This window comes from Terribacillus sp. FSL K6-0262 (assembly GCF_037977385.1).
Taxonomy (GTDB): Bacteria; Bacillota; Bacilli; order Bacillales; family Amphibacillaceae; genus Terribacillus.
On the sequence record NZ_CP150277.1, the window covers coordinates 3127397 to 3153405 of the forward strand.

A 26009-nucleotide genomic window follows, 5' to 3' on the forward strand; every position below is an offset into this window, starting at 1 on the left:
GCCCGGACAAGGTTCAGGCCTCTTTTTTTTGTAGAAGTTTTTGGGTCGTCTCTTCCGAAAGATAAAAAATGCCGGCATTGATCGTTTCCATTCGGATGGAGGGGATGAGTCGTTTGTGCAGGGCGTCCAGCTCGTTTTGGTACAAGGCTGCTCTTTCTTCCTGCATTTCCTCTTCCATTTCTCCTTGATTGCTTTGGTCAAAGAAATGCTGAAGCAAAGCTTCTTCCTGTTTGAGTGTGTCTGCGGTTTCCTTTATCCATCCATCATCAAGTGCATCCAAATACGTATGCATATAGCTGCTGATCCGCTGGTAGCCGCTTTGGTATCGGATGATGGGGGAGAGGCAATAGCATTGATCGCTGATCTGCTGCTTGAATTCCACCTGGGAGAAGTTCTCCATCCAATTCGTGACAAGCTGCCCATTCAAGAGCTGCAAGCCTACCGAGTGCGTTTCGGTTCGTTTGCGCTTACCGGAAAAATGAACGCTTATGTTCCGGATGAGCCACGGGTACAATGGTGTCCGGGAAGCTGAATCAACTTTTTCGTACAGACGTGCCACTTGGGCAGATTCCCGGATCAGCCGGAAAATCTTATGCAGGCGCGGGCTGCCGAAATGGATATGCTCGGCTTTCTCGGCTGATTGATTCGGATCGGTCAGAAGTGTCAGCTCCATCGGTTCGCCTTCCTGGCCGAGCCGTTTCTTGTAACGCCAATAGAATGGCCGATTCATCAATTCTTCATCCAACTCCGGGGTAAGCAGGAAACGAAGCAGTCCGTCCTTCTCCTCCAGCAGCTGACAGCCATTCGATACAAAAAATTTTCGCAGGAATCGATGAAGTGTTTGTCTATCCATGTAATTTCTCCCTTTCCAGCTGGTGTCCCGTTTCGGTGATGACCGCAGTCAGATTGTCGAGCTTGACTTTGACTTCACCATCCGAATGGGAATCAGCGAAGATCCTTTTGATTTCCTTTTCCATATCGGATAGCTGGAGTTCGGCAAGGATATGGTCGAGATTGCCGATCACGCGTTCGAATAAATTGATTTTCTTATAAAGCAATTCAAGTATGTGTGCTTCCAATGTGTCACGTACTGCAAAATTATAAATTTGCACATCTTTTTGCTGACCGAAACGATGGATCCTGCCGATTCGCTGTTCCAGCCGCATCGGATTCCAAGGCAGGTCATAATTGATCATATTGCTGCAAAATTGAAGGTTGATTCCTTCGCCGCCAGCTTCGGTCGCAATCAGGACCTGGGCGTGCTTTTCGAACAGCTCACGCATCCAGTCCTTTTTGCCGGCTTTGAAGCCTCCCCGGAAGGGCACGGAGGATATGTCGTGCTGCTTCAGTGTCCATTGCAAATAAAATTGCGTTGCCCGATATTCGGTAAAGATGATGAATTTCTCCCCGGGCGGGGCGGCCTTGATCAGCTCGACAACCTTTAACGCCTTGCTATGCTGAGGCAGCTGTTCGATTTCTTTCATGAGCGGCAGATAGGCAGTGCCGGATTCCGGATTTTCCTCGACCATTTTCTTCATGGACAAATATGCAGCTTCCCTGGAGCTGCATAGCTCCCGGAGCAGGGTGATTTTTGCGAAAGTCGCTGCGGCGCTGGTGGAATCCTGCATATTCTCATACACCCGGCGCTCTGCCTCGGTGAAATCGATCCAAATGGTCTCGACTTTCCGCTTCGTCCATTGCAGTCCCGTTTCCTCCCGGCGGTTGCGGACCATCACTTTACGGATGAGTTCTTTCAGATAATGATGCTCTTCTGCATCTTTGCGATCATCTCCATATGTATCTTTGAATTGCTTGTAGCTGCCAAGGTAGCCAGGCTTCAGCAAGGATACGAGATTATAAATATCGCTCAGTCTATTTTGGACAGGCGTTGCTGTCAGCAGCAGGCAATATTTCTTTTTTAACGACTGGATGAAGGCATAATTCTTTGTTCGGCTGTTCTTCAGTTTGTGTGCTTCATCGACAAGTACGAAATCATAGTCTTGCTCCAAGATGATCTCACGGTGGGGTGAGCGTTTTGCCAAGTCGATAGAGGACACGATCACATCATAATGCTCCCACACATATTGCTTTCGCTGGGATGCGGCAGGTATATGGAACTTGGAATTCAATTCGTTCACCCACTGATTGACCAGGGATGCTGGCACAAGCAGCAGCACTTTTTTCACCAACCCGCGTATCATCAATTCCTTCAATACCAGACCCGCTTCGATCGTCTTACCAAGCCCCACTTCATCTGCAAGGATGGCGCGCCCATTCATCTCTTCGACTACCCGCCGGCTTGCTTCCAGCTGGTGCGGGTGGAAGGTCATGTGAGGCAGATAGCCGGGCGCGACCAAGCCGGTGAATGTATCGATATTCGTTTCTTTGGCAGCTGTATAGGCCATTTGGAAATGCTCCCAGGATGCTGTTTCTCCTTCTTTCTGCAGTACCTCATCCATCATATTGATGAAGTGTTCATCGTCGTGTATTTCCGCTTGCATGGTGAACTCATCTCCTTATTCTTCGGAGTTTCATGAAAAAAGCATAAAAAAGATAGACACAATCAAAAATTGTTATGTTATAATTGGGCTGAAACCAAACATTATCAATATTTTTTGTTAGAATGTTTGGATTTTGCTTTTTTATAGGTTGATTGTCTGTTAGTATGCCCGCGATTTACAATTTCATAAACCGCGAGTGAATGTTGGAGGAGAGACCGCAGCAAGCGGCGCCGAAGGAGCAAATATTGAGTGAATCTCTCAGGCAAAAGAACTCCAGCACGACGCAACTCTGGAGAGTGCTTCCGTAATGGGAGCCACCCAAGAAGCAATTATGGTCCAAGGACGATAAGAAACTTTCTGGTAAATGGACAGAGCCCCTCAAAGTTTTTTCGAGGTGGCTCTGTTTTTCGTTGCGAGGTACATAAGAGAGGAGAAGGATGATGAGCGAGTTGAAAAGAACACCGATTTATCCTGCTTATCAGGCAAACAGCAAGACGATCGATTTCGGCGGATGGGAGCTTCCGGTCCATTTCACCAGCATCCAGGAAGAGCATCATGCCGTGCGGCAGGCTGCCGGCTTATTCGATGTTTCCCATATGGGAGAGATCCTGGTTCATGGGCCGGCGAGTAAGGATTTCCTGCAGTATGTCCTGACGAATGACTTGGAACTGCTTGTTCCAAACAAAGCGCAATACAGCGTCATGTGTTATGAGGATGGCGGAACGGTGGACGATCTGATTGTTTATATGCTGGACAATGATCGTTATCTTTTGGTTGTCAATGCTGCCAATATCGAAAAGGATTTCGAATGGCTGCTTACCCATAAGCGTGATGGCGTGGAGATCGAAAATCAGTCAGGGGCTTATATGCAGATTGCCCTCCAAGGACCCAAGGCAGAGCAAATCCTTCAGCAGCTGACAGGAACGGAATTGTCTGAAATTTCGTTTTTCCGGTTTGCTTATCCTGTGAATCTGGAGGGGATAGACGGGGATTTCCTGATTTCGCGCACTGGCTATACGGGCGAAGATGGTTTTGAAATCTATGGACCGTCTGCAAGCGGCCAGGCTGTCTGGGAACTGCTGTTAAAAAAAGGCGGGCAATATGATCTTCAGCCAATCGGTCTGGGTGCGAGGGACACATTGCGTTTCGAAGCGAATTTGCCTTTATACGGCAATGAATTGACAAAAGAAATCACACCGGTCGAAGCAGGCATCGGCTTTGCGGTGAAAACGAATAAGTCCGCCGACTTCATCGGCAAAGAAGTCTTGAAAAAGCAAAAAGAGAACGGAACGGAGCGAAAGTTGGCCGGTATCGAGATGCTGGATAAAGGAATCCCTCGTCATGGATATCCGATTTTTAAAGGCGATGTACAGATTGGTGAAGTAACAACAGGCACCAAATCACCTACGCTGGATAAATCAATCGGTCTTGCCCTCCTGCAAGCGGATGCTTGTGAAGAAGGAAATATTGTGGAGGTGCAAATCCGAAAAAAAAGATTGCAGGCCAAGGTTGTCGCAATACCATTCTATAAGCGGAAATAGGGGGATACGCCATGGATTTCAGGTACTTACCAATGACAGACCAAGATAAAGAAGAAATGCTGCAAGTGATAGGTGTGCAGGATACGGAGGAGCTTTTCTCCGATATTCCGGAGGAGGTCCGGCTCAAAGAGCCTCTTCGGATAAAGGAACCGAAGAGTGAAGGGGAATTGAAAGAGGAGCTTGCCGCTTTGGCCAATCGAAATGTCACGATGAAAACACATGCTTCCTTCCTTGGAGCAGGTGTGTACGATCATTACATTCCTTCCATCGTCGATCATGTCATTTCGAGATCTGAGTTTTATACAGCTTACACGCCATATCAGCCTGAAATTTCCCAAGGGGAGCTGCAAGCCATTTTTGAATTTCAGACCATGATTGCCGAGCTGACAGGGATGGATGTAGCCAATAGTTCCATGTACGATGGCGGAACAGCACTTGCGGAGGCAGCGACATTAAGCGCGGGTCATACGAGAAAGAGAAAAATCATTGTATCCGAAGCAGTCCACCCCGAATCACGGCAAGTGATCGATTCCTATGGAAGAGGGCAGCACTTGGAGATTGTCACCATTCCGCTCAAGGACGGATTGACTGATTTGCAAGCGCTGGAAGAAGCGGTGGATGAAGATACAGCTAGTGTCATCATCCAATATCCGAATTTCTTCGGCCAGGTCGAACCGCTTGCTGACATTCGAAAAATCATCGATGCACAGCCAAAAGCGATGATGGTCGTTTCCAGCAATCCATTAGCTTTAGGTTTCCTGACACCGCCGGGAAGCTTCGGGGCCGATATCGTCGTTGGTGATACGCAAGTGTTCGGTATCCCGGCACAATATGGCGGCCCGCATTGCGGATATTTTGCGAGCTCTGCCAAGCTGATGCGCAAATTGCCCGGAAGACTTGTCGGACAGACAAAGGATGAGGAAGGCAGAAGGGGTTTCGTCCTGACACTCCAAGCCCGGGAGCAGCATATCCGCCGGGACAAGGCGACATCGAATATTTGTTCCAATCAGGCGCTGAATGCGCTGGCTTCATCTGTGGCAATGAGCGCCTTGGGGAAAAAAGGCGTTGCGGAGATGGCACACTTGAATGTACAGAAAGCTTTGTACATGAAGCAGCAGCTGGAAGCATATGGTCTCGAAGTTGTGTTTAAAGGCGCGTTCTTCAATGAATTGGTCATCAAGGTGGAAACGGATTTTGATGCATTGCAGGATCATCTGATTGCACAAGGGTTTATGGGGGGGTATCACTTGGGACGGATGGATGATCGATGGAAGGACCATATGCTTATTGCTGTGACGGAGCAGCGTACGAAGGAACAGATTGATACATTCGTTAGAGAGGTGGCGGCATTCCATGCAAAATAATACTGATTTCCCATTGCTGTTCGAGCTATCGAAGACAGGAAGGACAGGATACAGCCTGCCGCCGCTTGATGTGCCGGAAACCGATATCAATGAAGTCTTTGATCCGGCTTACATCCGTACCGACCCGGCTGCACTGCCCGAGCTGAGCGAGCTTCAGATCATCCGGCACTATACAGCATTGTCCCGGAGGAATTATGGTGTTGATTCCGGATTCTATCCGCTTGGTTCCTGCACGATGAAGTACAATCCGAAGATCAATGAAGATGTCATCCGGATGGAAGGCTTCAGCCACGTACATCCATATCAGGATCCCAAAACGGCACAAGGTGCACTGGAGCTCATGTTTGACCTTCAGGAGCAGCTGAAAGAAATCACCGGCATGCATGAGGTCTCCCTGCAGCCAGCTGCAGGAGCACATGGGGAATGGACTGGGCTGATGATGATTAGGGCGCTGCATGAGAAAAACGGAGAGACGCAGAGGACCAAGGTCATCGTACCGGATTCCGCCCATGGTACGAATCCCGCTTCGGCAACAGTGGCAGGATTTGAATCCGTCACGGTCAAATCCAATGAACAGGGACTGGTCGATTTGGAAGATTTGCGTCGTGTCGTCGGAGAAGATACAGCGGCACTGATGCTCACAAACCCGAATACACTGGGTTTATTCGAAAAGGATATCCTGGAAATGGCCAAGATCGTCCATGAAGCAGGCGGTAAACTGTATTATGATGGTGCCAACCTGAATGCCATCATGGGCTATACACGCCCGGGTGATATGGGCTTCGATGTCGTGCATTTGAATCTGCATAAAACGTTCACCGGTCCCCATGGCGGCGGCGGTCCAGGTTCCGGACCAGTCGGGGTTTCTGAAGAGCTTGCGGCCTTTTTGCCAAAGCCGGTCGTTCGCAGGCAAGGGGAAGAAATCATCCTTGACGAAAATCGCCCGGATTCCATCGGACGCGTGAAGCCTTATTACGGCAACTTCGGTATCAATGTCCGTGCGTATACGTATATCCGGACAATGGGACCGGAAGGGTTGAAGCGGGTGAGTGAATACGCTGTGCTGAATGCAAATTATATGATGCGCCGCTTGAGTGAAGCATTTGATTTGCCATATACGCAGCATTGCAAGCATGAATTCGTGCTTTCCGGACGCAGACAGAAAAAACTGGGTGTCCGCACACTCGATATTGCGAAACGACTGCTTGATTTTGGGTACCATCCTCCGACCATCTACTTCCCGCTCAACGTCGAAGAAGCACTGATGATCGAGCCGACCGAGACGGAAGCAAAGGAAACATTGGATGGTTTCATTGATACGATGCTGGAAATTGCTGCAGATGCAGAGCATGATCCTGAAATCGTCCAGGAGGCGCCGCATACGACAGTCGTGAGCAGAATGGATGAAACGACTGCTGCGAGAAAGCCTATCCTGCGCTATATCCCAGAATGAAAAAAGAGCTTTGCACACAATGTGCAAAGCTCTCAGGCTGTCGAGAAAGTCTCGACAGCCTTTTTATTTTGAGTTCACTTCTTTTTCTTACTTTTTTATAATAGAAGAAACGACTAAAAGGCGGTGCCAAGATGTTAAATTCCAGAGAGAATGACCAAACAGCTCTTGAAATCGTAACTATAGAAGAACTTGTCCCTGAAAACCACCTATTGCGTAAGATAGAAACCCACATAGATTTCTCCTTCATCCGTGAAAAAGTTCGTCCTTATTATTCGGCGGACAATGGCCGTCCTTCCCTAGATCCTCTTGTCCTCTTTAAAATGATCTTTATCGGCTACCTTTTCGGTATCCGTTCCGAAAGGCAATTAGAGAAAGAAATCCAGACAAACATTGCTTACCGTTGGTTTTTAGGACTTAAACTCACGGACCCAGTCCCTCACCACTCTACAATAAGCTGGAATCGTTGTAATCGATTCAAGGGCACAGATATCTTCCAACAAATCTTTGATGAAATTGTAGAACAGGCAATGAAGCATCGTATGGTTGGAGGACGCGTCTTATTCACTGATTCCACCCACTTAAAAGCCAATGCGAATAAAAGAAAGTTCATCAAGAAGGAAGTACAGGAAGCTACTCGTTCATATCAGGAAGAATTGGATAAAGCAATCCAAGAAGAACGTACAAAACAAGGAAAAAAGCTTTAAAGTCACGAGAGGAGGTGACAGAAACGAAAGTAGTGAAAGAAAGCACGACTGATCCAGAGAGTGGCTATATGTATCGAGAAGGAAAGCCTGAAGGCTTTTTCTACTTAGATCATAGAACTACGGATATGAAATATAATATTATTACCGATGTCCATGTCACGGCCGGAAATGTGCACGATTCACGGCCTTATTTGGAGCGCCTTGAACGACAGAAGGAACGCTTTAATTTTGATGTGGAAGCTGTCGCTCTGGACTCCGGTTATCTCACTACGCCAATCTGTCACGCCTTGAATGAACAGAATATTTTCGCTGTCATCGGTCACCGACGTTTTCATCCTACTAAAGGATTAATGCCTAAATGGAAGTTCAAGTATGTCCCAGAGAAAGATCATTATGTTTGTCCAAACGGACAAACATTACCTCTGCGAACAACAAATCGAGAAGGGTATAAAGAATACGCATCTGACCCTAAACAATGTACTGCTTGCCCACTGTTGGCCACATGTACGAAATCAAGAAATCATCGAAAAGTTATCACAAGGCATGTTTGGGAAGGTAGTAAAGATTGGGTGCGGGAAAATCGCCTGAGCCACTCAGGAAAGTTATTATATAAATTGCGAAAAGAAACGATAGAGCGAAGCTTTGCGGATGCGAAACAACTCCACGGGCTTCGCTATTGTAGGTTACGAGGAAGAGAAAAAGTGCAGGAACAGGCGCTGATGACAGCGACCTGTCAGAACATAAAAAAGATAGCCAACCACCTAGCAAAGCTAGGATAGGTAGGTGGCTGGCTATCTTTTTTATAAAACAGCCCTTTAAAGAAAGCAGAAGAGTATCGAATAAAAAAAGATTGTAGAGAAACTGGGATTTCTCTACAATCTGAGAGCTTTGCACACAATGTGCAAAGCTCTTTTCAATCGCCTTTACGTTTGATTTTACCGCTCCAGGCTTTGAAACCGCCTTTAAGCTGATTAAGATCCTGACATCCTTTTTTATGCAGCATTGCTGCAGCTCGGACAGTGCGTGTACCGTTTTGATCATATAAGTAAACTGGCTTGTCCTTACGGATCTCAGCCATACGGTAGCGAAGCTGTGTCAGCGGGATATTACGGGCACCCAGGATATGTCCGCCATCGAACTCTTTTGGTTCACGGACATCAATCAGCTGTGCTTTACGGTAGCCAGCTTTGAATTCTTCCTCTGTAAGAGTCTTTAAATGTCTCTTCTGAATGAAATAACGGATTACACTATAAAGAATGAATACAACGAGTGCAATGCCGATAACCAGTACTGCTTCCATGTCATTTCCCCCATCTGCTGATACTCCAGCTTATATTATAGCAATCATGTACTTATTTTCAAAGAATTTTTACAGCCGTTTAAGTAAGTGTAACACTTTTGTCCTGATTCAACTTTGTTGGCTTGTTTGTCTGATGGAAAAGGTGTATCATGTAAAGATGTAAAAGCCGCAGTGGTTTGAATGGAGGAGTTTTATGCCTACACCCAGCATGGAGGACTATATTGAACAAATTTACATATTGATGGAGCAAAAAGGATACGCTCGTGTCTCGGATATAGCCGAGAATCTGCAGGTCCATCCTTCTTCTGTCACGAAAATGGTGCAGAAGCTGGATAAAGATGAATATCTGAAATATGAAAAATATCGGGGATTGATACTTACAGATAAAGGGGAGAGGGTCGGCAAGCGCCTGGTTTACCGGCATGAACTCTTGGAGGATTTTCTTCGGATCATTGGTGTCGAGGAAGAAAATATCTACCATGATGTAGAAGGGATCGAGCATCACTTGAGTTGGAATTCCATCGAACGGATCGGCAATCTTGTTCAATTCTTCCAGGAAGATAAAGGACGTCAAGAAGCATTAATCAAAGTTCAGCAAGACCAAAAGTCTTAACAGCCATCCAATTCGGATGGTTTTTTTTGTTCTAAATGACCGGCTCCTTGATTAGGTATAGTAAAAAGTCATCATGGAGCGTGCTCAATGAAAATAGACGGCGTTTTTTCGGGTGGCGGTGTGAAGGCGTTCGCATTCATTGGTGCCATTCAGGCGGTGGAGAAGGAGAAATACGAGTTCGAGAATGTTGCAGGCACTTCTGCCGGTGCGATTGTTGCTGGTTTGCTGGCAGCTGGTTATGACGGGGAAGAATTGGAGGCCTTGCTGCAGGAAACGGATATCAGCAAATTCACAGATCCCATCAAGCTGACGAAGTTCATCCCGTTCGCCAACTGGCTGACACTGTATTTCAAGATGGGGTTGTACAAGGGCAATGCCTTGGAAAGATGGCTATACGAAGCCCTGGCCAAAAAGCAGGTATACACATTCCAGGATTTGAAGCAAAAGACACTGAAAGTGATTGCAGCCGATGTCACGCTCGGGCGATTGATCGTGTTCCCGGATGATCTGGCGGGGACATATGGAATCGACGGGGGCAGTTTTCCGGTGGCGCGGGCAATTCGGATGAGTGCTGGTATTCCGTACATTTTCATGCCGGCAAGACTGATATATAGGAATCGGAAAAAAAGCCTGCTGCTGGATGGCGGGCTGCTGAGCAATTTTCCGCTTTGGACCTTGGAGGGCGATGACCGGCTCTTGAGACGGCCGATCCTGGGGATGAAGCTGAGTGAATCTGTACAGAAAATCCCAGTGCAGAAGGTCCACCAATCCTTTGATTTATTTTACGCGCTTTTCAAGACGATGAAGGTTGCGCATGATATGCGGCATATCAATCAGGACACCGCAAAAGATATCATTTTCATTCCGGTGGAGGGCATCGGAATGGCCGATTTCCATATCTCTGCCGCTGAAAAGGAAAAGCTGATAGCAGTCGGCAGGGACAAGGCGGAGCAGTTTCTGAAACGCTGGCCATAAAAAAAGTCGGGCATCAGATGCTCGACTTTTTCCGTTTCTGTTTGTTGCCTTCAATGACACGGAGCTGCGGACCGCGGGACCGATCTTTGATGGATCGTTTTCTTTTTGAGGCAGATGCTTTTTTAATGCTGGCAGCAGATTTTGCTGGCTTATTGACAGGACGGGCTTTCGGCTGCTTGTATTTTTGTTTTGACTGCTTCACTGCCTTTTTATATTTCTGCATATCGCTGCTGCTGCCGCCAGCTGGGCCGCGGCCGCGCATGCGTGTAAGAATGAAATAAAGCACTGCACCGAAAAGGACGGCACCTCCAATCCAAACGAGCACATTCTGGAAGAATGCTCCTGGATTCGTCACGAGCTGCATGACGACGCCGATGGCAGCAAGCCCAATCAAAACAAAAACGATGATGGAAGACCCAGATCTACGCAACCCATTTTCCTCCTTTCCATGCCTTGGTGGAGACATGGTTTCGTTATCTTACTATCTTTATACCACTATTCACCGGTACAGAATCATTTTCCAGCACTTTTTTGAAAGAAGCGAGCGCAACCTCCACTTGGTCATCCTTTGGCTCTTTTGTCGTAAGCAGCTGGAGCCATAAACCGGGATATCCAAGGAAGCGAAGGACAGGGACATTCCTGACCTTATTCGTGAGCTGCAGCACTTCGAAGGATAGTCCGATGACAACCGGCAGGAGCAGGATCCTGTTTACCATGCGCCACCATAGCGGATCCGTTGCAACGAACATATATACAATCACACCAACTATGACGGTGAACAGCATGAAACTGGATCCGCACCGATAATGCAGGCGGGATTGCTTCTGTACATTTTCGACAGTGAGCGGCAGTCCGTTTTCATAACAATTGATCACTTTATGTTCGGCGCCATGATATTGGAATACACGTTTAATTATTGGTGTCAATGACACAAGATAAACGTATGCAAGAAGCAGAATCAGCTTCAGGAATCCTTCCAGTGCAACTTGTTCAAAGCGGGAAGGGAGCCATTTCTCGAAGAAATCCGCGACTAATGCAGGGGTGAGTGTGAAAATCAGTTTTCCGAAAATGAAGGATAGCACACCCACCGCACCGATCCCGATGATCATTGCCAGTCTGGATTTCTTCTCCTCAGGCACGATATCTGCATCATCTTCGGGATTGACACCATAACGCTCCGAAGAAAAATTCAAATGCTTCGTTCCATTGGCGCTGGCCTGTACGATGGCTGCAAGTCCCCGCAATATAGGTATTTTTTTCAATTTGGATAGTTTCGGGTTATCTTTCCGTTCGACGGTTAAGTAATCAATGCTGTCGTCATTTCTGCGAACGGCAGTAACGAAGCTGTTTTTTCCCGCAAACATGACACCTTCAACGACGGCTTGCCCGCCATAGGTATTGGTTTGTTTATCTGACATAATTTCACCAGCCTCGTTTCGATTTCCTTCTATTTTACTAAAAAAATACAGAGAACACTAGATGGCAGCCATGATTAAAATTGTATATTCAAGGCATGCTACGTAATGAGGTGAGGAATATGCAGCAAAATCGGAAAACCGCATCCCGTTTCAACCGAAGTGCGGTCGTGACCGGATTCGTCGGGGGTGTGCTCTGGTCAGCGGTTGCCTGGGTAGCTTACTTTTTTCATTTTACCGATTTATCGGTGGCGGATTTCGTCCTGCGCTCATGGGTATGGATGCCGTGGGCCGAGACATGGGTCGGAGAACTGATCAGCATAATCCTGGTCGGTTTCCTTTCGGTTCTCATTGCTTTTCTGTATTTCCTATTTTTGAAGCAGCAGAAAGGAATCATGCCTAGCTTGATCTTCGGCGTGGTACTATGGGTCCTTGTCCAGCTTGTGCTGGCGCCGATCATCCATGGAGTGGATAGTGCCCTTCAAGCCGATCGCGATACAAATATAACGACAATGTGCCTGTATTTGCTTTATGCTGTATTCATCGGATACAGTATCAGCTTTGAATACCAGCAAAGTGAGGCATATCAGGAGAAGGGATGAGCATTTCGAATTTTCAATCACAAAATCTTCGTCTTATGTTACACTATGTGAAAGTTAAAATAATGTAACCAAAGGATGAAGAAAGTGAATCGCTTAATGCTAATCAATGGACCCAATTTGAACTTACTCGGCACGAGGGAACCTGGTATTTATGGAAGTCATACATTGTCGGACGTGGTGGCGGAGGTCAAGAAGGTAACGGACAGTTTTGATTACGAGCTGGAAGACTTTCAGTCGAACCACGAAGGGGCGATGGTGGATAAGATACAGGAAGCGGGACGCACGTGCAGCGGAATCATCCTCAATGCAGCTGCTTATACACATACGAGCATTGCCATCAGGGATGCGATTGCCAGTATCCCGATTCCGGTGATAGAAGTCCATATTTCCAATATCCATACCCGGGAGGAGTTCAGGCATCATTCGATGCTGGCATCCGTGTGTAAAGCGCAGATCGTCGGCCTGGGTATCAAGGGCTATCGATATGCAGCTATGGCACTGCTGGAGAAATAAGAAGGGGAGAGGAAGAAACAAATGCAGAAACTCGAGAAATTACGTGCTTTGATGGAAAAAAAGGATTTGGATGCACTGATCGTGACGAGTGGGCAGAACCGCCGATACATATCAGGCTTTACCGGAAGTGCGGGACTTCTTGTCATAACCAAAGCCAAACAGCTGTTCATCACCGATTTTCGCTATATCGAGCAGGCAGCCGAGCAAGCGCCTGATTTTGAAATCATCGAGCATAAACAGTCCATCGTCCTCGAAACTGCCGCCCAGCTGCTGAAAGAAGGTGCGCAGCAGGTCGGGTTTGAGCACGAAGATGTCACTTTCGCACTGTATCAGCAGTTCCGGGATGCAGTCAAAGCAGATCTCATCCCGGCTTCGGGGTTGATCGAGGAATTGCGTCTGATCAAATCAGAAGCAGAGCTGCAGATCATGAAAACCGCTGCGGAGATTGCGGATGCTGCCTATACACATATCCTGACTTTCGTTAAACCGGGTATGAAGGAGATCGAGGTTTCCAATGAGCTGGAGTTCTTCATGCGCAAACAGGGCGCGACTCAATCCAGCTTCGATACGATTGTCGCGTCAGGCTATCGTTCCGCTTTGCCACATGGTGTGGCTTCTGAAAAAGAGATTCAAAAGGGTGAATTGGTCACACTCGATTATGGGGCTCTTTACAATGGATATTGCTCGGATATTACCAGAACTTTCGCAGTAGGCGAGATAAGTGACAAATTACGAGAGATTTATGATATAGTACTAGAGGCGAATCTTCGAGGAGTAGCAGGGGTGAAACCAGGCATTACTGGTAAGGAAGCCGATGCACTGACACGGGATTACATCAGCGAAAAAGGCTATGGCCAATACTTCGGGCATTCAACCGGACATGGACTCGGTATGGATGTGCACGAATCGCCAGCTTTATCCTTCCGCTCAGACACGGTGCTGAAGCCGGGTATGGTCGTGACGGTGGAACCGGGGATCTACATACCTGAAGTAGGCGGATGCCGTATCGAAGATGATCTTGTGCTGACAGCGGATGGCAGCGAACGCCTGACGTTCTCCACCAAAGATTTAATTACTTTGTAACAGCCGTTTTCGAAGGAGGAAAACAATGATTTCAGTTAACGATTTTCGTACGGGCCTTACAATCGAAGTAGACAATGGCCTGTGGCAGGTACTTGATTTCCAGCACGTAAAACCTGGTAAAGGTGCGGCTTTCGTCCGTTCCAAGCTGCGCAACCTGCGCAATGGCAACATCCAGGAGAAAACATTCCGTGCCGGAGAAAAAGTTTCCCGGGCGCATATCGAACACAAAAAAATGCAGTACCTTTATTCTGCTGGTGATACGCATACTTTCATGGATAATGAGTCTTTCGAGCAGCTGGAGCTTCAAACAGCGCAGATCGAATACGAACTTAAATTCCTGAAAGAAAACATGGAAATCAGCGTGATGACATATGGCGGCGAAACACTTGGTGTGGATCTGCCGAACAACGTGGAATTGAAAGTTGTGGAAACTGAACCTGGCATCAAAGGGGATACAGCGAGCGGCGGTACGAAGCCAGCTGTCCTGGAAACAGGTTTGAGCGTCCAAGTTCCTTTCTTCATCAATGAAGGGGATGTACTGATCATCAGCACATCCGATGGTAAATACGTATCACGTGCATAAGCAAACGTGAAAGAGTCTCTTCCCAACCTTGGGGAGGGGCTCTTTTTTGTGCATAAACAAATAAGAGGCACATACATTACAGTATGGACAACATGTCCAATCGAAGCCAGAGGTGAACAACTTATGAAGGAAATCCAAAACTTGTTTCGACCGCCTTTACAAGCGCTGTTAACAGAAAAAATCGGGGATCGATGGAATAAGCTGCAGGAAATACGATGCCGGACGAATCAACAGCTTGAGTTATGCTTCGATGACACGACCGAGTGGATAGAAACATCGTTCATGAATGCGGATGATGCTCGTTTCATGCTGAATCAACTAAGTGATTTCTCTTTATATGCACTTGAAAATGAATTACGGGAGGGATATATCACCATTGCAGGCGGACATCGTATCGGACTGAGCGGTCAAGTGAACACAGAAGGCGGAATGGTCAAAGCGCTAAAGCATATATCTTCTTTCAATATAAGAATCGCGAAGGCAAAACCGGGTGCAGCGAATAAAATCATGCCATCCTTATACCATTTCAATGGCTCCTGCCGTCACACGCTTGTCATAGGCCCGCCCAAGTCCGGGAAAACGACCATTCTGCGCGATATTGTCCGTACCCTATCCACCGGCTGGCAGCAATACCCGGCGTTGAAAACAGCAGTCGTCGATGAACGGTCCGAAATCGGGGGGAGTATCAACGGCGTTCCGCAGCATGACCTGGGAAGGAGAACCGATATCATGGATGCGTGCCCAAAGGCTGATGGATTGATGATGCTTATACGGTCGATGTCCCCGGATGTGATTGTGGCAGATGAGATCGGAAGCGAACGGGATGTGCAAGCATTGATGGAGGCATTGCATGCAGGTGTGACGATTGTTTGCAGTGTCCATGGGGACAGCTTGGAATCCATCCGTCACAGGCCATCCCTGCGACCGCTGTTTGAACATAAGGTCTTTGAACGCATCGTGATATTGAAGAAAGGCACCTCACCTGGAGTGGTACAAGCTTTGCTCGACACAGCAAGTCCGGCAGGTGTAAACGGATGAAGCTGATAGGGGCGATCCTTGTGCTCATAGCAGCAACCTGGGCGGGGTTTGAACTATCCCGCAAACTGCAGCAGCGACCGAAGCAAATCCGTCAGCTCATCAGCAGCCTGCAAGTCATGGAGGCAGAAATCTTATACAGTCAGACAAGCATCATCGAAACCAGTGATAATTTGGCTAAGCAAATTCCGCAGCCTGCAGCTTCTTTTTTCCGCTCTCTTTCGGATAAGCTGCAGCTGCACCCGGCTGGATTGTATGACTGCTGGGAGGAGACAACAGAAAATTGGATAGGAACCACTGCCTTGAAACCTGCTGAGAAGGATATCTGGCTGCAATTCGGCCGTACGCTCGGGCAGCATGATTTTGAGCAGCAGCAAAAACATATCCAGTTGGCCAGAACCCATTTGGAACGCGAGCTGGAGGAATCGGAAGAAGCAAACCAGCGATATGGGAAAATGTTTCGCAACCTTGGCTTCCTGACGGGACTGCTTATCGTGCTGCTGCTTATTTGAACGAGTTAGGAAAGGAGTCCGTTATGCTCTCAGAAGCAATGATTCTATTTCAAATTGCAGGTATCGGGATGATCGTTGCCATCATCCATACAGTGCTGAAGCAAATGGGGAAGGAAGAGATTGCACAATTTACGACACTGATGGGATTCATCCTTGTGCTGCTCATCGTCCTGGGCAAGTTGTCAGAGTTATTCCAGCAGATCAAGTCGGTGTTCTTATTCCAGGGATGAGGCGATCGAAATGGATATCATCATAATCGTATCCATTGGTATTGTGGCAAGCTTGCTTGCCTTGATTGTAAAGGAACAGAATTCCTCCATTGCATTCTTTGTTGTCGTGGTGACGGGTATCATCATTTTCCTGTTCATCCTGCAAAAAATCGCTGGCATCCTGCTCCTGATCGAGCAGCTGGGTGAAAGGGCGAATGTGGAGGGGCTTTATATCAAAACGATTTTGAAAATCATCGGCATTGCCTACATCACGGAATTCGGGGCGCATTTGACCCGGGATGCCGGCTTGTCAGCCATTGCCGCAAAGATAGAGCTTGCCGGAAAAATCATCATCATCACGGTGGCCATCCCGATTCTGACAGCAGTCATCGAAACAATAATCAGTTTCATGCCGGGCGGATAAGGAGCTGGATATGTTGAAACGCTGCTTGGTCATTCTTTTCGCTTTAAGCGCTTTACTTGTATATCCGTCAGCAGCTTTCGGGGAGACGAATCAGTCAGAAGAAGTGGAAGCGGCAGTAACAGCCTTTGAAGGCCTGCCGACAGAGGAAATCAACGGGTACTGGGAGCTTTTATCCGATAAATATGGACAATATATCCCGGAATTGGAGAAAGGCTCCTTACTGGAATTCATCCAGCAGCAAGGGGATATTTCCATCGAATCATGGCTGAAGGGGCTTTTTGAATATTTGCTGTATGAACTGCTACTCAATGGCAAGCTGCTCGGGATATTAATCCTCCTGACGCTTTTCAGCAGCATCCTGCAGACGATCCAGACTGCCTTTAATAAAGGCTCCATCAGTAAAGTAGCCTATTTGATCGTCTGTATGGTACTGCTGACACTTCTTTTGAATAGCTTCCGTTTATCGGTTAGCTATACGATGGAAGCCATCGATGGCATGAGTGATTTCATGCTCGCCTTGATACCGCTCCTCCTTGGGCTGATGGCATCATTCGGAAGTCTTTCGGCTGTCGCTTTCTTTCATCCGATCATCGTGTTCCTCATCCATGCCAGTGGGTTACTGATCTCCAAAGTCATCATTCCGTTATTCCTCATGAGTGCACTTTTACATCTGGTCAGTACGATCAACAAAGAATATCCTGTCACACAGCTTGCTGACTTACTGAAAAATGTCGGATTGTGGCTTTTGGGTATTTTCTTTTCCGTCTTTCTTGGTGTCATTTCCGTACAGGGTGCCGTCACGGCCGTTCAGGATGGGGTGGCGATGAAGACAGCCAAATTCATCACCGGCAACTTCATCCCGGTGATCGGCCGTATGTTCACCGATGCAACGGATACGGTGCTGAGTGCTTCGCTCCTCTTGAAGAATGCCATCGGAATCGTCGGGGTACTGATCGTCTTGGCTATCGCCCTGTTCCCGGCAATCAAGATTCTTGCCATCGCCCTGATTTACAAGATAGCCGCCGCTCTGCTGCAGCCGCTGGGTGACGGTCCGATAATCAAATCCATGCAGGTGATGAGTAAGTACATCCTGTATATCTTCGCTTGCTTGCTCGTTGTCGCATTCATGTTCTTTATTGCCATCGTCATCATTGTCGCTTCGAGCAATGTCACATTAATGCTGAGATAGGAGCTGATCACTTGGAAACATTGCAATCCTGGGTGATGCAGATCATTCTGTTCATCCTCCTTGCTTTTGTTTTGGATATGGTGCTGCCGGATACAGACATCCGCAAATACGTCAAATTGGTGATGGGGCTGATGCTGCTGCTGTTATTCCTTAAACCTGTCTTTGCCTTGTTCCAAGTCGATTCCACCAGGGCGGTACAGGAAGCGATGGCCGGCTTTGCTGCTTTGACAGATGCCCCATCCATGGAAAATTCGATCGAACAAAAGAAAAGTGAAATAGATTCCGTACAGCGTGCATATATTGAGGAACAGATGGCTGTCCAATTAAAGGACCAAGCAAATCCAACGCTGCAAGAGAAATTTCATATGCAAATCACGGACATCGCAGTCGCCTTTAAGGAGGGAGAGGATGAGGAAACGGCCGAAGCAATCGATTCCATCCATGTAACGGTGCAGGATACCGAGCAGGACTTACCGGAAGGAGAAATCCGCGACGTAGTCATCGACAGTTCCCATCCGATTGAAGCAAATGAGCAGACGGAGGAACTGGAGAGAGTGAAATCCCATCTTGCTGACATTTGGGAGCTCGAGGATCTGCCGCTTGAGGTCACCCAAAAAGGGGGGACAGGATGAAAAAGTTATTAGATAAGCTTTCGGAACAATGGAAGCTGAAGGATTCCCAGAACAGGAAACCGACAAAGCTTGGTTATTTGGTCATCATCGGGCTGCTTGGCGCTTTGCTTTTGCTCGTAAGCGGCCTATTCACAGAACAGAAGGAGCCGGATGGACAAACACCGCAGCAGGATCAGCATACAGCACAGGAGGATACAGAAGAGACTTTTGCCAAAAAAGAAAATGACACTTCCTCTTCTTCAGCTGATTTGGAAGCAGCATATGAACAAGATCTAGTCGGGCTGCTGGAAAAGATCAAAGGTGTTTCGGAAGTGGAAGTCATGGTCAATCTGAACAGCACGCACCAAAAAATCTACGAAAAAAACTTGATCATCGGCCGGCAGACCTCTGAAGAGACAGATCAAAACGGCGGTGAACGAGTCGTGGAAGATGAAAACGAGGAGCAGCAGGTCGTGCTCGTCAGACAGGGTGACCAAGAGGTGCCGCTGCTGGTGGAAACGAGAAAGCCGGAAGTAAGAGGTGTGCTTGTCGTTGCGAAAGGGGCCGAACAAGCAACTGTACAGGAATGGGTTGTGGAAGCAGTATCAAGAGTGCTGGATGTACCGACACATCGTATTTCGGTCATGCCGAAAAATTGAGGGGGAATTGGGATGTTGAAGAAACAAACAGTGTGGCTATTGACGATGCTGAGCTTGCTGATCGTGTTGAGTGTCTATTATATGACTTCTCCTAACGGGGATGAACTGGCTTTCATCAATGATAATACAGAAGAAAATGGGACAAGCACGACTGCTGGGGACTCAGGTGACTCAGGAGGATCAGGGGATTCCGAGTCAGGTGAGGAAGGGCAAGAAGGCGAAAAGGATGTGACGACTGAACCAGCCAATGTCGATGAACTTTTTGCCAGCATCCGGATGCAGACGATGGATCAGCGAAGCGAGGCCAAAACCAGACTTGAAGAAATCGTTGCCAGCTCTTCGACAAGCACAGAAGAAAAGAATGAAGCAGTCAATCAGATTGAACTGATGGAGCAATACGCATCGAAGGAATCCATCCTGGAAGAATCGATCATTGCTGAAAAAGGCTATGAGGAAGTGCTTGTCAGGGCAGAAGAAGGACATGTGCAAATAACGGTGAAAGCAGATGAAATGACTGCTCAAGAAGCTAACAGCATCATGCAGATGGCGGCAGATGAATTCGCCGGTGCAAATGTGGATGTCAAATATATACCGCAGAAATAAAGGTGGGGAGCATTCAGCGAATGCTCCTTTTTCCATTGGAAGTCGTTCTATACGGTTTTGTTTCAAGTGGTGGTATGCTAGGGTATGATTAGCAGCAGGCTATACATATGCAGGGGGAAGGCGTAAGCAGTGAAGACATTATTCAGTTATCTTAAACCTTATTGGCTCATCATCATCACTTCGTTGATTTTTATCCTGATGGAGCTTTCCGTGGAACTGGTGCAGCCATTCCTATTGCAAAAGCTGATCGATGACGGGATTGCCGCTGGTGATGATGGACTGGTGATCGAGCTGGGGCTGGGGATGGCGGCCATTGCGATAATAGGCTTCGGGGCAGGCATCATCAATATATTCTTTGCCGATCACCTTGGTCAGAGTGTGGGAAAAGAGCTGCGCGATCACATGTATGAGCGCCTGCAGCAGGCTGGATTGCAGGATATCCAGCGCTTTGGCACGAGTACACTCCTCACGCGGCTTACAAATGACGTCAACCAGATCCAATTGACACTTGTCATGTTCTTCCGATTCATGATCAGGGCTCCTTTCCTGATCATCGGGGGGACGGTCATGGCTTTTGTCGTCAACGCGAAGATAGCACTCATTTTATTGATCGTCATCCCGATTCTCTTGATGGTGCTCCGATTCATCATGAAGCGCGGCATCCGTTATTTCGGTGTTGTGCAGCGGAGCGTGGACAAGGTGAACCATGTGATGCGGGAAAATCTTGTCGGTCTTCGTCTGATCAGGATTTTCGTCAGGGAGGAGCAGGAACAGAAGCGTTTTGAAAATACGAGCAATGAACTGCGGCAAAACATGCTTCGGGCCTTTCGATATACGGAGCTGTCGGTACCGCTGCTCACTTTGGTGATGAATATCGCTATTTTGGGGATTCTTTATATTGGCGGGATCCAGCAGCGAACGAATGTCGGGGATATTGTAGCAATCGTGAACTATGCAACAAGGATCACGGGGGCATTGAGTGTCGTCGGTATGCTGATCACCTTCTATGCCAGGGCAAAAGCGTCCGGTGAACGGATCGGCGATGTTCTTGAATTGGATATTATGACAGGCAAAGGCATGATGACCTCTGAGGATTTTCGCGGCGGCATAGACATGCAGCACGTGACATATCGATATCCAAATGGCAAAATTGCCGTCATCGAAGATTTCTCGATGCAAATCAAACCTGGAGAAAGGGTCGCCATACTAGGTGAAACAGGCTCTGGAAAATCGACCTTGCTGCAGCTGATGATTGGTTTATTCGAACCCGATCACGGACAAGTGCTGGCCGATGGCATACCGTTAGCCGATTTGGATATCAAGTCTTTCAGGAAGCAGGTAGGTTTTGTCTCTCAGGATGTACAGCTGTTTTCCGGCACGATCCGGGAGAATATCGCTTGGGGCATTCCAGATGCCAGCGATGAAGCCATCACCCGCGCTGCAAAGGATGCCCAGATTTACGATACGATTGCCAAGCTGCCTGATAAGCTTGATACGGAACTCGGGCAAAATGGCATCAATCTTTCCGGCGGACAGAAGCAGCGGCTGACGATTGCCAGGGCTTTGCTGTTGGATCCATCTCTATTGCTGCTTGACGATAGTACCAGTGCACTGGATTTGCAGACGGAACGCAAATTATTGGATGCGCTCAAACGATATGAGTGTACGACAGTGCTGGTGACACAAAAACTCAGCACAGCCATGCAATGCGATCGGATCCTCATTGTGGAAGACGGAAAACGAACAGCGTATGGCACTGCGGAGGAACTTCTCGATCAATCAGCGTTATTCCGCGCAATCCAGGCTTCGCAGAAGCAGAGGGAGGCGACGTCATGAAAAAGCTATCAGCAGCGTTTCGGTACAAACGGCCGGTATATTCGGCCGGTTCCCGTAAACAAAAAGCGAAGGTAGACAATCCAAAAGAGACACTCCTAAGGATCTGGCGTTATATGCTCCTGGAAAAGCGGCTGCTTTTCAGTACACTTGGCATGATAGTTGTCAGCTCTGTCTTAGCACTGATCGGACCTGTCATCCTTGGTCATGTCGTCGACCATTTTGTCAGCGGGGATTATACGGCAGGATATTTGCTGAGGCAGCTGGGCTGGCTGCTGCTCGTTTATACAGCTGTTGCTGTGATGACATTTTTGCAGGGGTATTGGATGATCACCATCTCCCAGACAGCTGTATACACAATCAGGAAGGATTTGTTTATGCATCTGCAGAAGCTGAAGCTTTCCTTCTTTGATAAACGGCAGCATGGAGAGCTGATGAGCCGCATGACCAATGATGTGGATAATATCTCGACGACGCTGAATACGTCGATGGTCCAGGTCGTTTCCAGCATCATCACCTTTATCGGCATACTGGGAGTCATGTTGAGCTTGAGCCCGATTCTCACGATCATTACCCTGCTGGTTGTGCCGATCATGTTCATCGGAATCAAATGGATCACCAACCGCACTCGTCATGCCTTCCGGATACAGCAGCAGGCTGTCAGCAGCGTGAACGGTTTTGCAGAGGAAAGCATTTCCGGTCAAGCCGTCATCAAAGCCTATGCCCAGGAATCCAGAGTGATCGGTGCTTTCCGTGATAGGACAAAGCAGCTGCAGCAAGCCGGTTTCTGGGCCCAAACATTCTCAGGTTTCATCCCCAAGTGGATGAATATGCTGAATAACATCAGCTTTGCGGTCATTGCCGGTGTCGGCGCCCTTTTGATTGGAAATGGATGGGCCGGTATAACAATCGGAACGATCGTTATCTTCCTGGAATATTCAAGGCAGTTCACACGTCCGCTGAACGACTTGGCAAACCAATTCAATTCGTTGTTCTCGGCACTTGCCGGTGCTGAACGGGTTTTTGGAATTTTGGATGAGCAGGAAGAACATGAGGAAACGGCGAAACAAACAGTACCGCGGCTTAAAGGAAATATTCGGTTCGAGAATGTGACCTTCGCTTATGAAGGGGAGCCGGCGCTGAAAGATATCAGCTTTTCTGTCCGATCGGGGCAGACAGCCGCTTTTGTCGGACCGACGGGTTCGGGCAAGACGACGATCATGAATTTGATCGCAGGATTCTACCAGCCTGACAGCGGTCAGATCACGATGGATGGCATGCCGCTGTCCAAGCTGGACTTGGGCAGCTACCGAAATCGGATAGGGGTGGTCTTACAGCAGGATTTCCTATTCAAGGGAACCATCATGGATAATATTCGCTATGGCAGATTGGATGCCACGGATGACCAAGTGATCGAGGCAGCCAAAGCGGCCAATGCACATCGGTTCATCACCCGGCTTCCCGATGGTTATAATACTTTAATCGGTCAGGACGGCGGCGGACTCAGTCACGGTCAGCGCCAGCTTCTCTCCATTGCCAAAGCATTGCTGCGGGATCCGGATATCCTCTTGCTGGATGAGGCGACCTCCAGTATCGATACAATAACGGAGCATAGGATTCAGCAAGCGATGCAGGTTTTGATGGAAGGTCGTACAAGTATTGTGGTGGCGCACCGGCTCAATACAATCGAACAGGCTGATACTATTTTTGTGCTGCAGGATGGTGAGTTGATCGAGCAGGGAAACCATCAGGAGCTCATGAAGCAAAAAGGTTTTTATGCAGCGCTGCAGAACGAGAAAAAGCAGCATGCTTCCACCAGCTGAGACCGTCGTGAATCGTTAGATGTTGCGATTTTTTTTACCTTTGCGTAAAATATGTTAGTGATAATCATGTCTGAATCATTATGCAGGACCATTGTAAAGGAGTGCCAATATGCTTAAATTAGAAGAACTGAAAGAACTTATCACCTTGATTGACCAATCTTCGATAGATGAATTCGATTATGAAACCGAAGGGGAAAAAGTCTCCCTTCGCAAAAAAAATGAGGTTGTACAAGTCGCAGCTGCGCCAGCACCAATCCAGCCGGCGGCAAGCGCTCCGCAAGCTCCTGCAGCTGCAGCACAGCCGGAACCGGCAGTGCAAGCTCCAGAAGCCGCTGCGAAAAATTATGATCACGAAATCACTTCACTCATGGTCGGAACGTTCTACAGCAAACCGAACCCAGATTCCGATGTCTTCGTCAAAGTAGGCGATCGAGTGGAAAAAGACACAGTCGTATGCATCGTGGAAGCGATGAAATTATTCAATGAAATCACTGCAGATGTATCTGGTGAAATCGTCGAAGTGCTTGTGGAAAACGGAGAGCTTGTTGAATATGGACAACCTCTGTTCAGAGTGAAAGCTAACTAAGGGGTTGACTCGTTGTGATTAAGAAATTATTGATTGCCAACCGAGGAGAGATTGCTGTCCGGATTATCCGTGCCTGTAAGGAACTGGGCATCGAGACAGTGGCCATCTACTCGGAAGCAGATAAAGAAGCATTGCATGTACAGCTGGCGGACGAAGCATATTGCGTGGGTCCGGCAGCAAGTAAGGACAGTTACTTGAATTTCTCGAATATCATCAGTGTAGCGACATTGACTGGTGTCGATGCCATCCATCCAGGTTATGGTTTCCTGGCGGAGAATCCTGATTTTGCAGAGCTGTGTGCCGAATGCAACATCACGTTCGTCGGTCCAAGCGCTTATGCCATCAATAAAATGGGGACCAAGGACGTTGCGCGTGAAACGATGCGCGAAGCTGGTGTCCCAGTCGTACCAGGATCCAACGGTATCGTTGCAGACGCTGAAGAAGGCAAGCAGGTTGCCCGGGAAATCGGTTATCCGGTCATCATCAAAGCAACAGCCGGCGGAGGCGGCAAGGGTATCCGAATCGCCCGCACCGAGGAAGAGCTTGTAAAAGGTATCAGTGTCACCCAGCAGGAAGCAGCTACAGCTTTCGGAAACCCTGGTGTCTACTTAGAGAAATACATAGAAGATTTCCGTCATGTGGAGATCCAGGTGCTTGCTGATAATCACGGGAATGCCATCCATTTAGGTGAACGTGATTGTACAATACAGCGTCGTATGCAGAAGCTGATCGAAGAATCTCCTTCACCTGCCCTTACCCCGGAAATCCGTGAGAAAATGGGGGAAGCAGCTGTCAAAGCGGCGCTCGCTGTTGATTATTCCGGTGCTGGTACGATTGAATTCATCTTCGATCGCAGAGATCAAACATTCTACTTCATGGAGATGAACACACGTATCCAGGTGGAACATCCAGTGACGGAGCTTGTTACTGGTGTCGACTTGATCAAGGAACAAATTCATATCGCCAACAACGAAACCTTGCGTTATACACAAGAGGACATCACTTTTGAGGGCTGGGCCATCGAGTGCCGGATCAATGCAGAGAATCCGTTCAAAAACTTCATGCCTTCACCAGGTAAAATCGATCTTTACCTTGCTCCTGGCGGCTATGGTGTCCGTGTGGACGGTGCGGCCTATCCGGGGTATGCAATCCCGCCGTTCTATGACAGTATGGTTGCGAAGCTGATTGCATTTGGTAAAACACGCGATGAAGCCGTGGCTCGGATGAAACGGGCATTGGGTGAATTCGTCATTGAAGGTGTCCATACGACAATCCCGTTCCATGCCCGCATGATGGAGCATCCGGTATTCGTTGAAGGGGATTTCAATACGAATTTCCTTGAGAATTATACAATCATGGAGTAAAAAACCTAAAGGATGTGAGATCTTTGCAAGAGCAATCTTTCGTATCGATCGGTCATAAAGGCGAGCTTGGCAATGTCATGGTATCGCCTGCCGTCATCGAGGTGATAGCAGGAATTGCAGCAAGTGAAGTGAAAGGTGTCATATCGATGCGCGGCGGGTTTGCTACGGGAGTCGCAGAAAAGCTGGGCAAGAAGGCGCATGGGAAAGGCATCAAAGTAGAACTGACGGAGCAAGGAGTCGCCATCGACGTCTTTGTCACCGTCAGTGCCGACTGCAGGATGCCTGAAGTTGCAAAAAACGTCCAGCAGAACATCCGCCAGGCTTTACAGACGATGACGGCACTTGCGACGAAAGAGATCAATGTCCATATTGTAGGTATACAACTCGAACAAAAAGCGGACACTGTCGAATAGACCGTATTCGCTGGAAAAGACCTTGGCTGGTTCCGCCCCGAGGTCTTTTCTTTTGTTCAAAGATAGATTTAACCCTATATATCATGTTATGATTTGATGAG

At 47.9% G+C, this 26009-nt stretch carries 28 protein-coding genes and 1 riboswitch; of the genes, 23 read left to right on the forward strand and 5 right to left on the reverse strand.

The genetic code is table 11. The annotated features are described in order from the left end of the window. Positions 1-13: 13 nt before the first annotated feature. Positions 14-853 (reverse strand): YqhG family protein, encoded by an 840-nt coding sequence (locus MHI54_RS16075; RefSeq protein WP_095215382.1) that lies wholly within the window; start codon positions 851-853, stop codon positions 14-16. Then, a complete protein-coding gene (locus MHI54_RS16080; RefSeq protein WP_095215381.1) occupies positions 846-2501 on the reverse strand; it encodes an SNF2-related protein in 1656 nt (551 codons plus the stop codon). The genes MHI54_RS16075 and MHI54_RS16080 overlap by 8 nt, the downstream gene beginning before the upstream one ends. 196 nt (positions 2502-2697) lie before the next feature. Next, positions 2698-2785, forward strand: a riboswitch (glycine riboswitch). Between the two features lie 156 nt (positions 2786-2941). Between MHI54_RS16080 and gcvT the strand changes: the two genes are divergently transcribed. The 4 genes from gcvT (at position 2942) to MHI54_RS16100 (ending at position 8342) form a co-directional block, all read left to right on the forward strand. Next, the gene (gene gcvT, locus MHI54_RS16085) at positions 2942-4042 is read left to right on the forward strand and encodes a glycine cleavage system aminomethyltransferase GcvT (protein WP_340082971.1); all 1101 of its coding nucleotides are present in this window, start codon (positions 2942-2944) and stop codon (positions 4040-4042) included. An 11-nt stretch (positions 4043-4053) separates the two neighbouring features. Further along, positions 4054-5406 (forward strand): aminomethyl-transferring glycine dehydrogenase subunit GcvPA, encoded by a 1353-nt coding sequence (gene gcvPA / locus MHI54_RS16090; protein ID WP_340082020.1) that lies wholly within the window; start codon positions 4054-4056, stop codon positions 5404-5406. After that, the gene (gcvPB, locus tag MHI54_RS16095; RefSeq protein ID WP_340082021.1) at positions 5396-6859 is read left to right on the forward strand and encodes an aminomethyl-transferring glycine dehydrogenase subunit GcvPB; all 1464 of its coding nucleotides are present in this window, start codon (positions 5396-5398) and stop codon (positions 6857-6859) included. The genes gcvPA and gcvPB overlap by 11 nt, the downstream gene beginning before the upstream one ends. A gap of 131 nt (positions 6860-6990) precedes the next feature. Then, positions 6991-8342, forward strand: a protein-coding gene (locus tag MHI54_RS16100; protein WP_340081544.1) for an IS1182 family transposase whose coding sequence is annotated in 2 segments (ribosomal slippage) — positions 6991-7558 and positions 7558-8342 — 1353 coding nt in all. Because the reading frame shifts where the segments join, the coding sequence is not laid out codon by codon here. 134 nt (positions 8343-8476) lie between these two features. Here the strand turns inward: MHI54_RS16100 and MHI54_RS16105 are convergent. Continuing rightward, positions 8477-8863 (reverse strand): rhodanese-like domain-containing protein, encoded by a 387-nt coding sequence (locus MHI54_RS16105; RefSeq protein ID WP_095215377.1) that lies wholly within the window; start codon positions 8861-8863, stop codon positions 8477-8479. Positions 8864-9056: 193 nt separating this feature from the next. Here MHI54_RS16105 and mntR point away from each other — a divergent pair, with 193 nt between their 5' ends. Both mntR and MHI54_RS16115 read left to right on the forward strand, forming a co-directional pair. Then, positions 9057-9476, forward strand: a complete 420-nt coding sequence (gene mntR, locus MHI54_RS16110; RefSeq protein ID WP_095215376.1) for a transcriptional regulator MntR — start codon at positions 9057-9059, stop codon at positions 9474-9476. Positions 9477-9563: 87 nt separating this feature from the next. After that, positions 9564-10451 (forward strand): patatin-like phospholipase family protein, encoded by an 888-nt coding sequence (locus MHI54_RS16115; RefSeq protein ID WP_095215375.1) that lies wholly within the window; start codon positions 9564-9566, stop codon positions 10449-10451. A gap of 13 nt (positions 10452-10464) precedes the next feature. Here MHI54_RS16115 and MHI54_RS16120 read toward each other — a convergent pair whose 3' ends face one another. Continuing rightward, the gene (locus tag MHI54_RS16120; protein WP_233134890.1) at positions 10465-10881 is read right to left on the reverse strand and encodes an SA1362 family protein; all 417 of its coding nucleotides are present in this window, start codon (positions 10879-10881) and stop codon (positions 10465-10467) included. A 43-nt stretch (positions 10882-10924) separates the two neighbouring features. After that, positions 10925-11869, reverse strand: coding sequence for a DUF1385 domain-containing protein (locus tag MHI54_RS16125; protein WP_095215373.1), 945 nt, complete (start codon positions 11867-11869; stop codon positions 10925-10927). Between the two features lie 119 nt (positions 11870-11988). Between MHI54_RS16125 and MHI54_RS16130 the strand changes: the two genes are divergently transcribed. The 17 genes from MHI54_RS16130 to MHI54_RS16210 all read left to right on the forward strand — a co-directional run bounded on the left by MHI54_RS16130 (position 11989) and on the right by MHI54_RS16210 (position 25908). Beyond that, positions 11989-12468 carry a YqhR family membrane protein gene (locus tag MHI54_RS16130; RefSeq protein ID WP_158221504.1) on the forward strand — a complete coding sequence of 160 codons (480 nt, stop codon included), beginning with the start codon at positions 11989-11991 and terminating at the stop codon, positions 12466-12468. An 84-nt stretch (positions 12469-12552) separates the two neighbouring features. Then, positions 12553-12981 carry a type II 3-dehydroquinate dehydratase gene (aroQ, locus tag MHI54_RS16135; protein WP_143594475.1) on the forward strand — a complete coding sequence of 143 codons (429 nt, stop codon included), beginning with the start codon at positions 12553-12555 and terminating at the stop codon, positions 12979-12981. Positions 12982-13002: 21 nt separating this feature from the next. Next, positions 13003-14064 (forward strand): Xaa-Pro peptidase family protein, encoded by a 1062-nt coding sequence (locus tag MHI54_RS16140; RefSeq protein ID WP_095215370.1) that lies wholly within the window; start codon positions 13003-13005, stop codon positions 14062-14064. Positions 14065-14089: 25 nt separating this feature from the next. Further along, positions 14090-14647, forward strand: a complete 558-nt coding sequence (gene efp / locus MHI54_RS16145; protein ID WP_095215369.1) for an elongation factor P — start codon at positions 14090-14092, stop codon at positions 14645-14647. A gap of 123 nt (positions 14648-14770) precedes the next feature. Further along, entirely contained in the window at positions 14771-15685 is a 915-nt protein-coding gene (gene spoIIIAA, locus MHI54_RS16150; protein WP_095215368.1) for a stage III sporulation protein AA, read from the forward strand. After that, positions 15682-16194 (forward strand): stage III sporulation protein SpoIIIAB, encoded by a 513-nt coding sequence (gene spoIIIAB, locus MHI54_RS16155; protein WP_095215367.1) that lies wholly within the window; start codon positions 15682-15684, stop codon positions 16192-16194. The genes spoIIIAA and spoIIIAB overlap by 4 nt, the downstream gene beginning before the upstream one ends. A gap of 23 nt (positions 16195-16217) precedes the next feature. Then, complete coding sequence (gene spoIIIAC, locus MHI54_RS16160; RefSeq protein WP_093728496.1) at positions 16218-16424, forward strand: stage III sporulation protein AC; 207 nt, start codon at positions 16218-16220, stop codon at positions 16422-16424. 10 nt (positions 16425-16434) lie between these two features. Next, entirely contained in the window at positions 16435-16827 is a 393-nt protein-coding gene (gene spoIIIAD / locus MHI54_RS16165; protein WP_093728497.1) for a stage III sporulation protein AD, read from the forward strand. A 10-nt stretch (positions 16828-16837) separates the two neighbouring features. Beyond that, positions 16838-18016: a stage III sporulation protein AE gene (gene spoIIIAE, locus MHI54_RS16170; protein WP_095215366.1), complete on the forward strand. Its 1179-nt coding sequence runs from the start codon at positions 16838-16840 to the stop codon at positions 18014-18016. Positions 18017-18027: 11 nt separating this feature from the next. Then, positions 18028-18648: a stage III sporulation protein AF gene (gene spoIIIAF / locus MHI54_RS16175; RefSeq protein ID WP_095215365.1), complete on the forward strand. Its 621-nt coding sequence runs from the start codon at positions 18028-18030 to the stop codon at positions 18646-18648. Further along, complete coding sequence (gene spoIIIAG, locus MHI54_RS16180; protein WP_095215364.1) at positions 18645-19286, forward strand: stage III sporulation protein AG; 642 nt, start codon at positions 18645-18647, stop codon at positions 19284-19286. The genes spoIIIAF and spoIIIAG overlap by 4 nt, the downstream gene beginning before the upstream one ends. A 12-nt stretch (positions 19287-19298) precedes the next feature. Then, positions 19299-19889: a SpoIIIAH-like family protein gene (locus MHI54_RS16185; RefSeq protein WP_095215363.1), complete on the forward strand. Its 591-nt coding sequence runs from the start codon at positions 19299-19301 to the stop codon at positions 19887-19889. A gap of 129 nt (positions 19890-20018) precedes the next feature. Continuing rightward, positions 20019-21725, forward strand: a complete 1707-nt coding sequence (locus MHI54_RS16190) for an ABC transporter ATP-binding protein (RefSeq protein ID WP_340082022.1) — start codon at positions 20019-20021, stop codon at positions 21723-21725. Next, positions 21722-23545, forward strand: coding sequence for an ABC transporter ATP-binding protein (locus MHI54_RS16195; protein WP_340082023.1), 1824 nt, complete (start codon positions 21722-21724; stop codon positions 23543-23545). The genes MHI54_RS16190 and MHI54_RS16195 overlap by 4 nt, the downstream gene beginning before the upstream one ends. Positions 23546-23654: 109 nt before the next feature. Further along, positions 23655-24131, forward strand: coding sequence for an acetyl-CoA carboxylase biotin carboxyl carrier protein (accB, locus tag MHI54_RS16200; RefSeq protein ID WP_340082024.1), 477 nt, complete (start codon positions 23655-23657; stop codon positions 24129-24131). A 14-nt stretch (positions 24132-24145) separates the two neighbouring features. After that, a complete protein-coding gene (accC, locus tag MHI54_RS16205; RefSeq protein WP_095215359.1) occupies positions 24146-25495 on the forward strand; it encodes an acetyl-CoA carboxylase biotin carboxylase subunit in 1350 nt (449 codons plus the stop codon). Between the two features lie 23 nt (positions 25496-25518). Next, positions 25519-25908: an Asp23/Gls24 family envelope stress response protein gene (locus MHI54_RS16210; protein WP_158221503.1), complete on the forward strand. Its 390-nt coding sequence runs from the start codon at positions 25519-25521 to the stop codon at positions 25906-25908. Positions 25909-26009 lie beyond the last annotated feature (101 nt).

Bases quoted from the DNA above. Each gene is read 5' to 3' on its own strand.
- MHI54_RS16075 (WP_095215382.1), bottom strand. From the start codon at position 853: ATGGATAGACAAACACTTCATCGATTCCTGCGAAAATTTTTTGTATCG.
- MHI54_RS16080 (WP_095215381.1), bottom strand. From the start codon at position 2,501: ATGCAAGCGGAAATACACGACGATGAACACTTCATCAATATGATGGAT.
- gcvT (WP_340082971.1), top strand. From the start codon at position 2,942: ATGAGCGAGTTGAAAAGAACACCGATTTATCCTGCTTATCAGGCAAAC.
- gcvPA (WP_340082020.1), top strand. From the start codon at position 4,054: ATGGATTTCAGGTACTTACCAATGACAGACCAAGATAAAGAAGAAATG.
- gcvPB (WP_340082021.1), top strand. From the start codon at position 5,396: ATGCAAAATAATACTGATTTCCCATTGCTGTTCGAGCTATCGAAGACA.
- MHI54_RS16105 (WP_095215377.1), bottom strand. From the start codon at position 8,863: ATGGAAGCAGTACTGGTTATCGGCATTGCACTCGTTGTATTCATTCTT.
- mntR (WP_095215376.1), top strand. From the start codon at position 9,057: ATGCCTACACCCAGCATGGAGGACTATATTGAACAAATTTACATATTG.
- MHI54_RS16115 (WP_095215375.1), top strand. From the start codon at position 9,564: ATGAAAATAGACGGCGTTTTTTCGGGTGGCGGTGTGAAGGCGTTCGCA.
- MHI54_RS16125 (WP_095215373.1), bottom strand. From the start codon at position 11,869: ATGTCAGATAAACAAACCAATACCTATGGCGGGCAAGCCGTCGTTGAA.
- MHI54_RS16130 (WP_158221504.1), top strand. From the start codon at position 11,989: ATGCAGCAAAATCGGAAAACCGCATCCCGTTTCAACCGAAGTGCGGTC.
- MHI54_RS16140 (WP_095215370.1), top strand. From the start codon at position 13,003: ATGCAGAAACTCGAGAAATTACGTGCTTTGATGGAAAAAAAGGATTTG.
- efp (WP_095215369.1), top strand. From the start codon at position 14,090: ATGATTTCAGTTAACGATTTTCGTACGGGCCTTACAATCGAAGTAGAC.
- spoIIIAA (WP_095215368.1), top strand. From the start codon at position 14,771: ATGAAGGAAATCCAAAACTTGTTTCGACCGCCTTTACAAGCGCTGTTA.
- spoIIIAB (WP_095215367.1), top strand. From the start codon at position 15,682: ATGAAGCTGATAGGGGCGATCCTTGTGCTCATAGCAGCAACCTGGGCG.
- spoIIIAC (WP_093728496.1), top strand. From the start codon at position 16,218: ATGCTCTCAGAAGCAATGATTCTATTTCAAATTGCAGGTATCGGGATG.
- spoIIIAD (WP_093728497.1), top strand. From the start codon at position 16,435: ATGGATATCATCATAATCGTATCCATTGGTATTGTGGCAAGCTTGCTT.
- spoIIIAE (WP_095215366.1), top strand. From the start codon at position 16,838: ATGTTGAAACGCTGCTTGGTCATTCTTTTCGCTTTAAGCGCTTTACTT.
- spoIIIAG (WP_095215364.1), top strand. From the start codon at position 18,645: ATGAAAAAGTTATTAGATAAGCTTTCGGAACAATGGAAGCTGAAGGAT.
- MHI54_RS16185 (WP_095215363.1), top strand. From the start codon at position 19,299: ATGTTGAAGAAACAAACAGTGTGGCTATTGACGATGCTGAGCTTGCTG.
- MHI54_RS16195 (WP_340082023.1), top strand. From the start codon at position 21,722: ATGAAAAAGCTATCAGCAGCGTTTCGGTACAAACGGCCGGTATATTCG.
- accB (WP_340082024.1), top strand. From the start codon at position 23,655: ATGCTTAAATTAGAAGAACTGAAAGAACTTATCACCTTGATTGACCAA.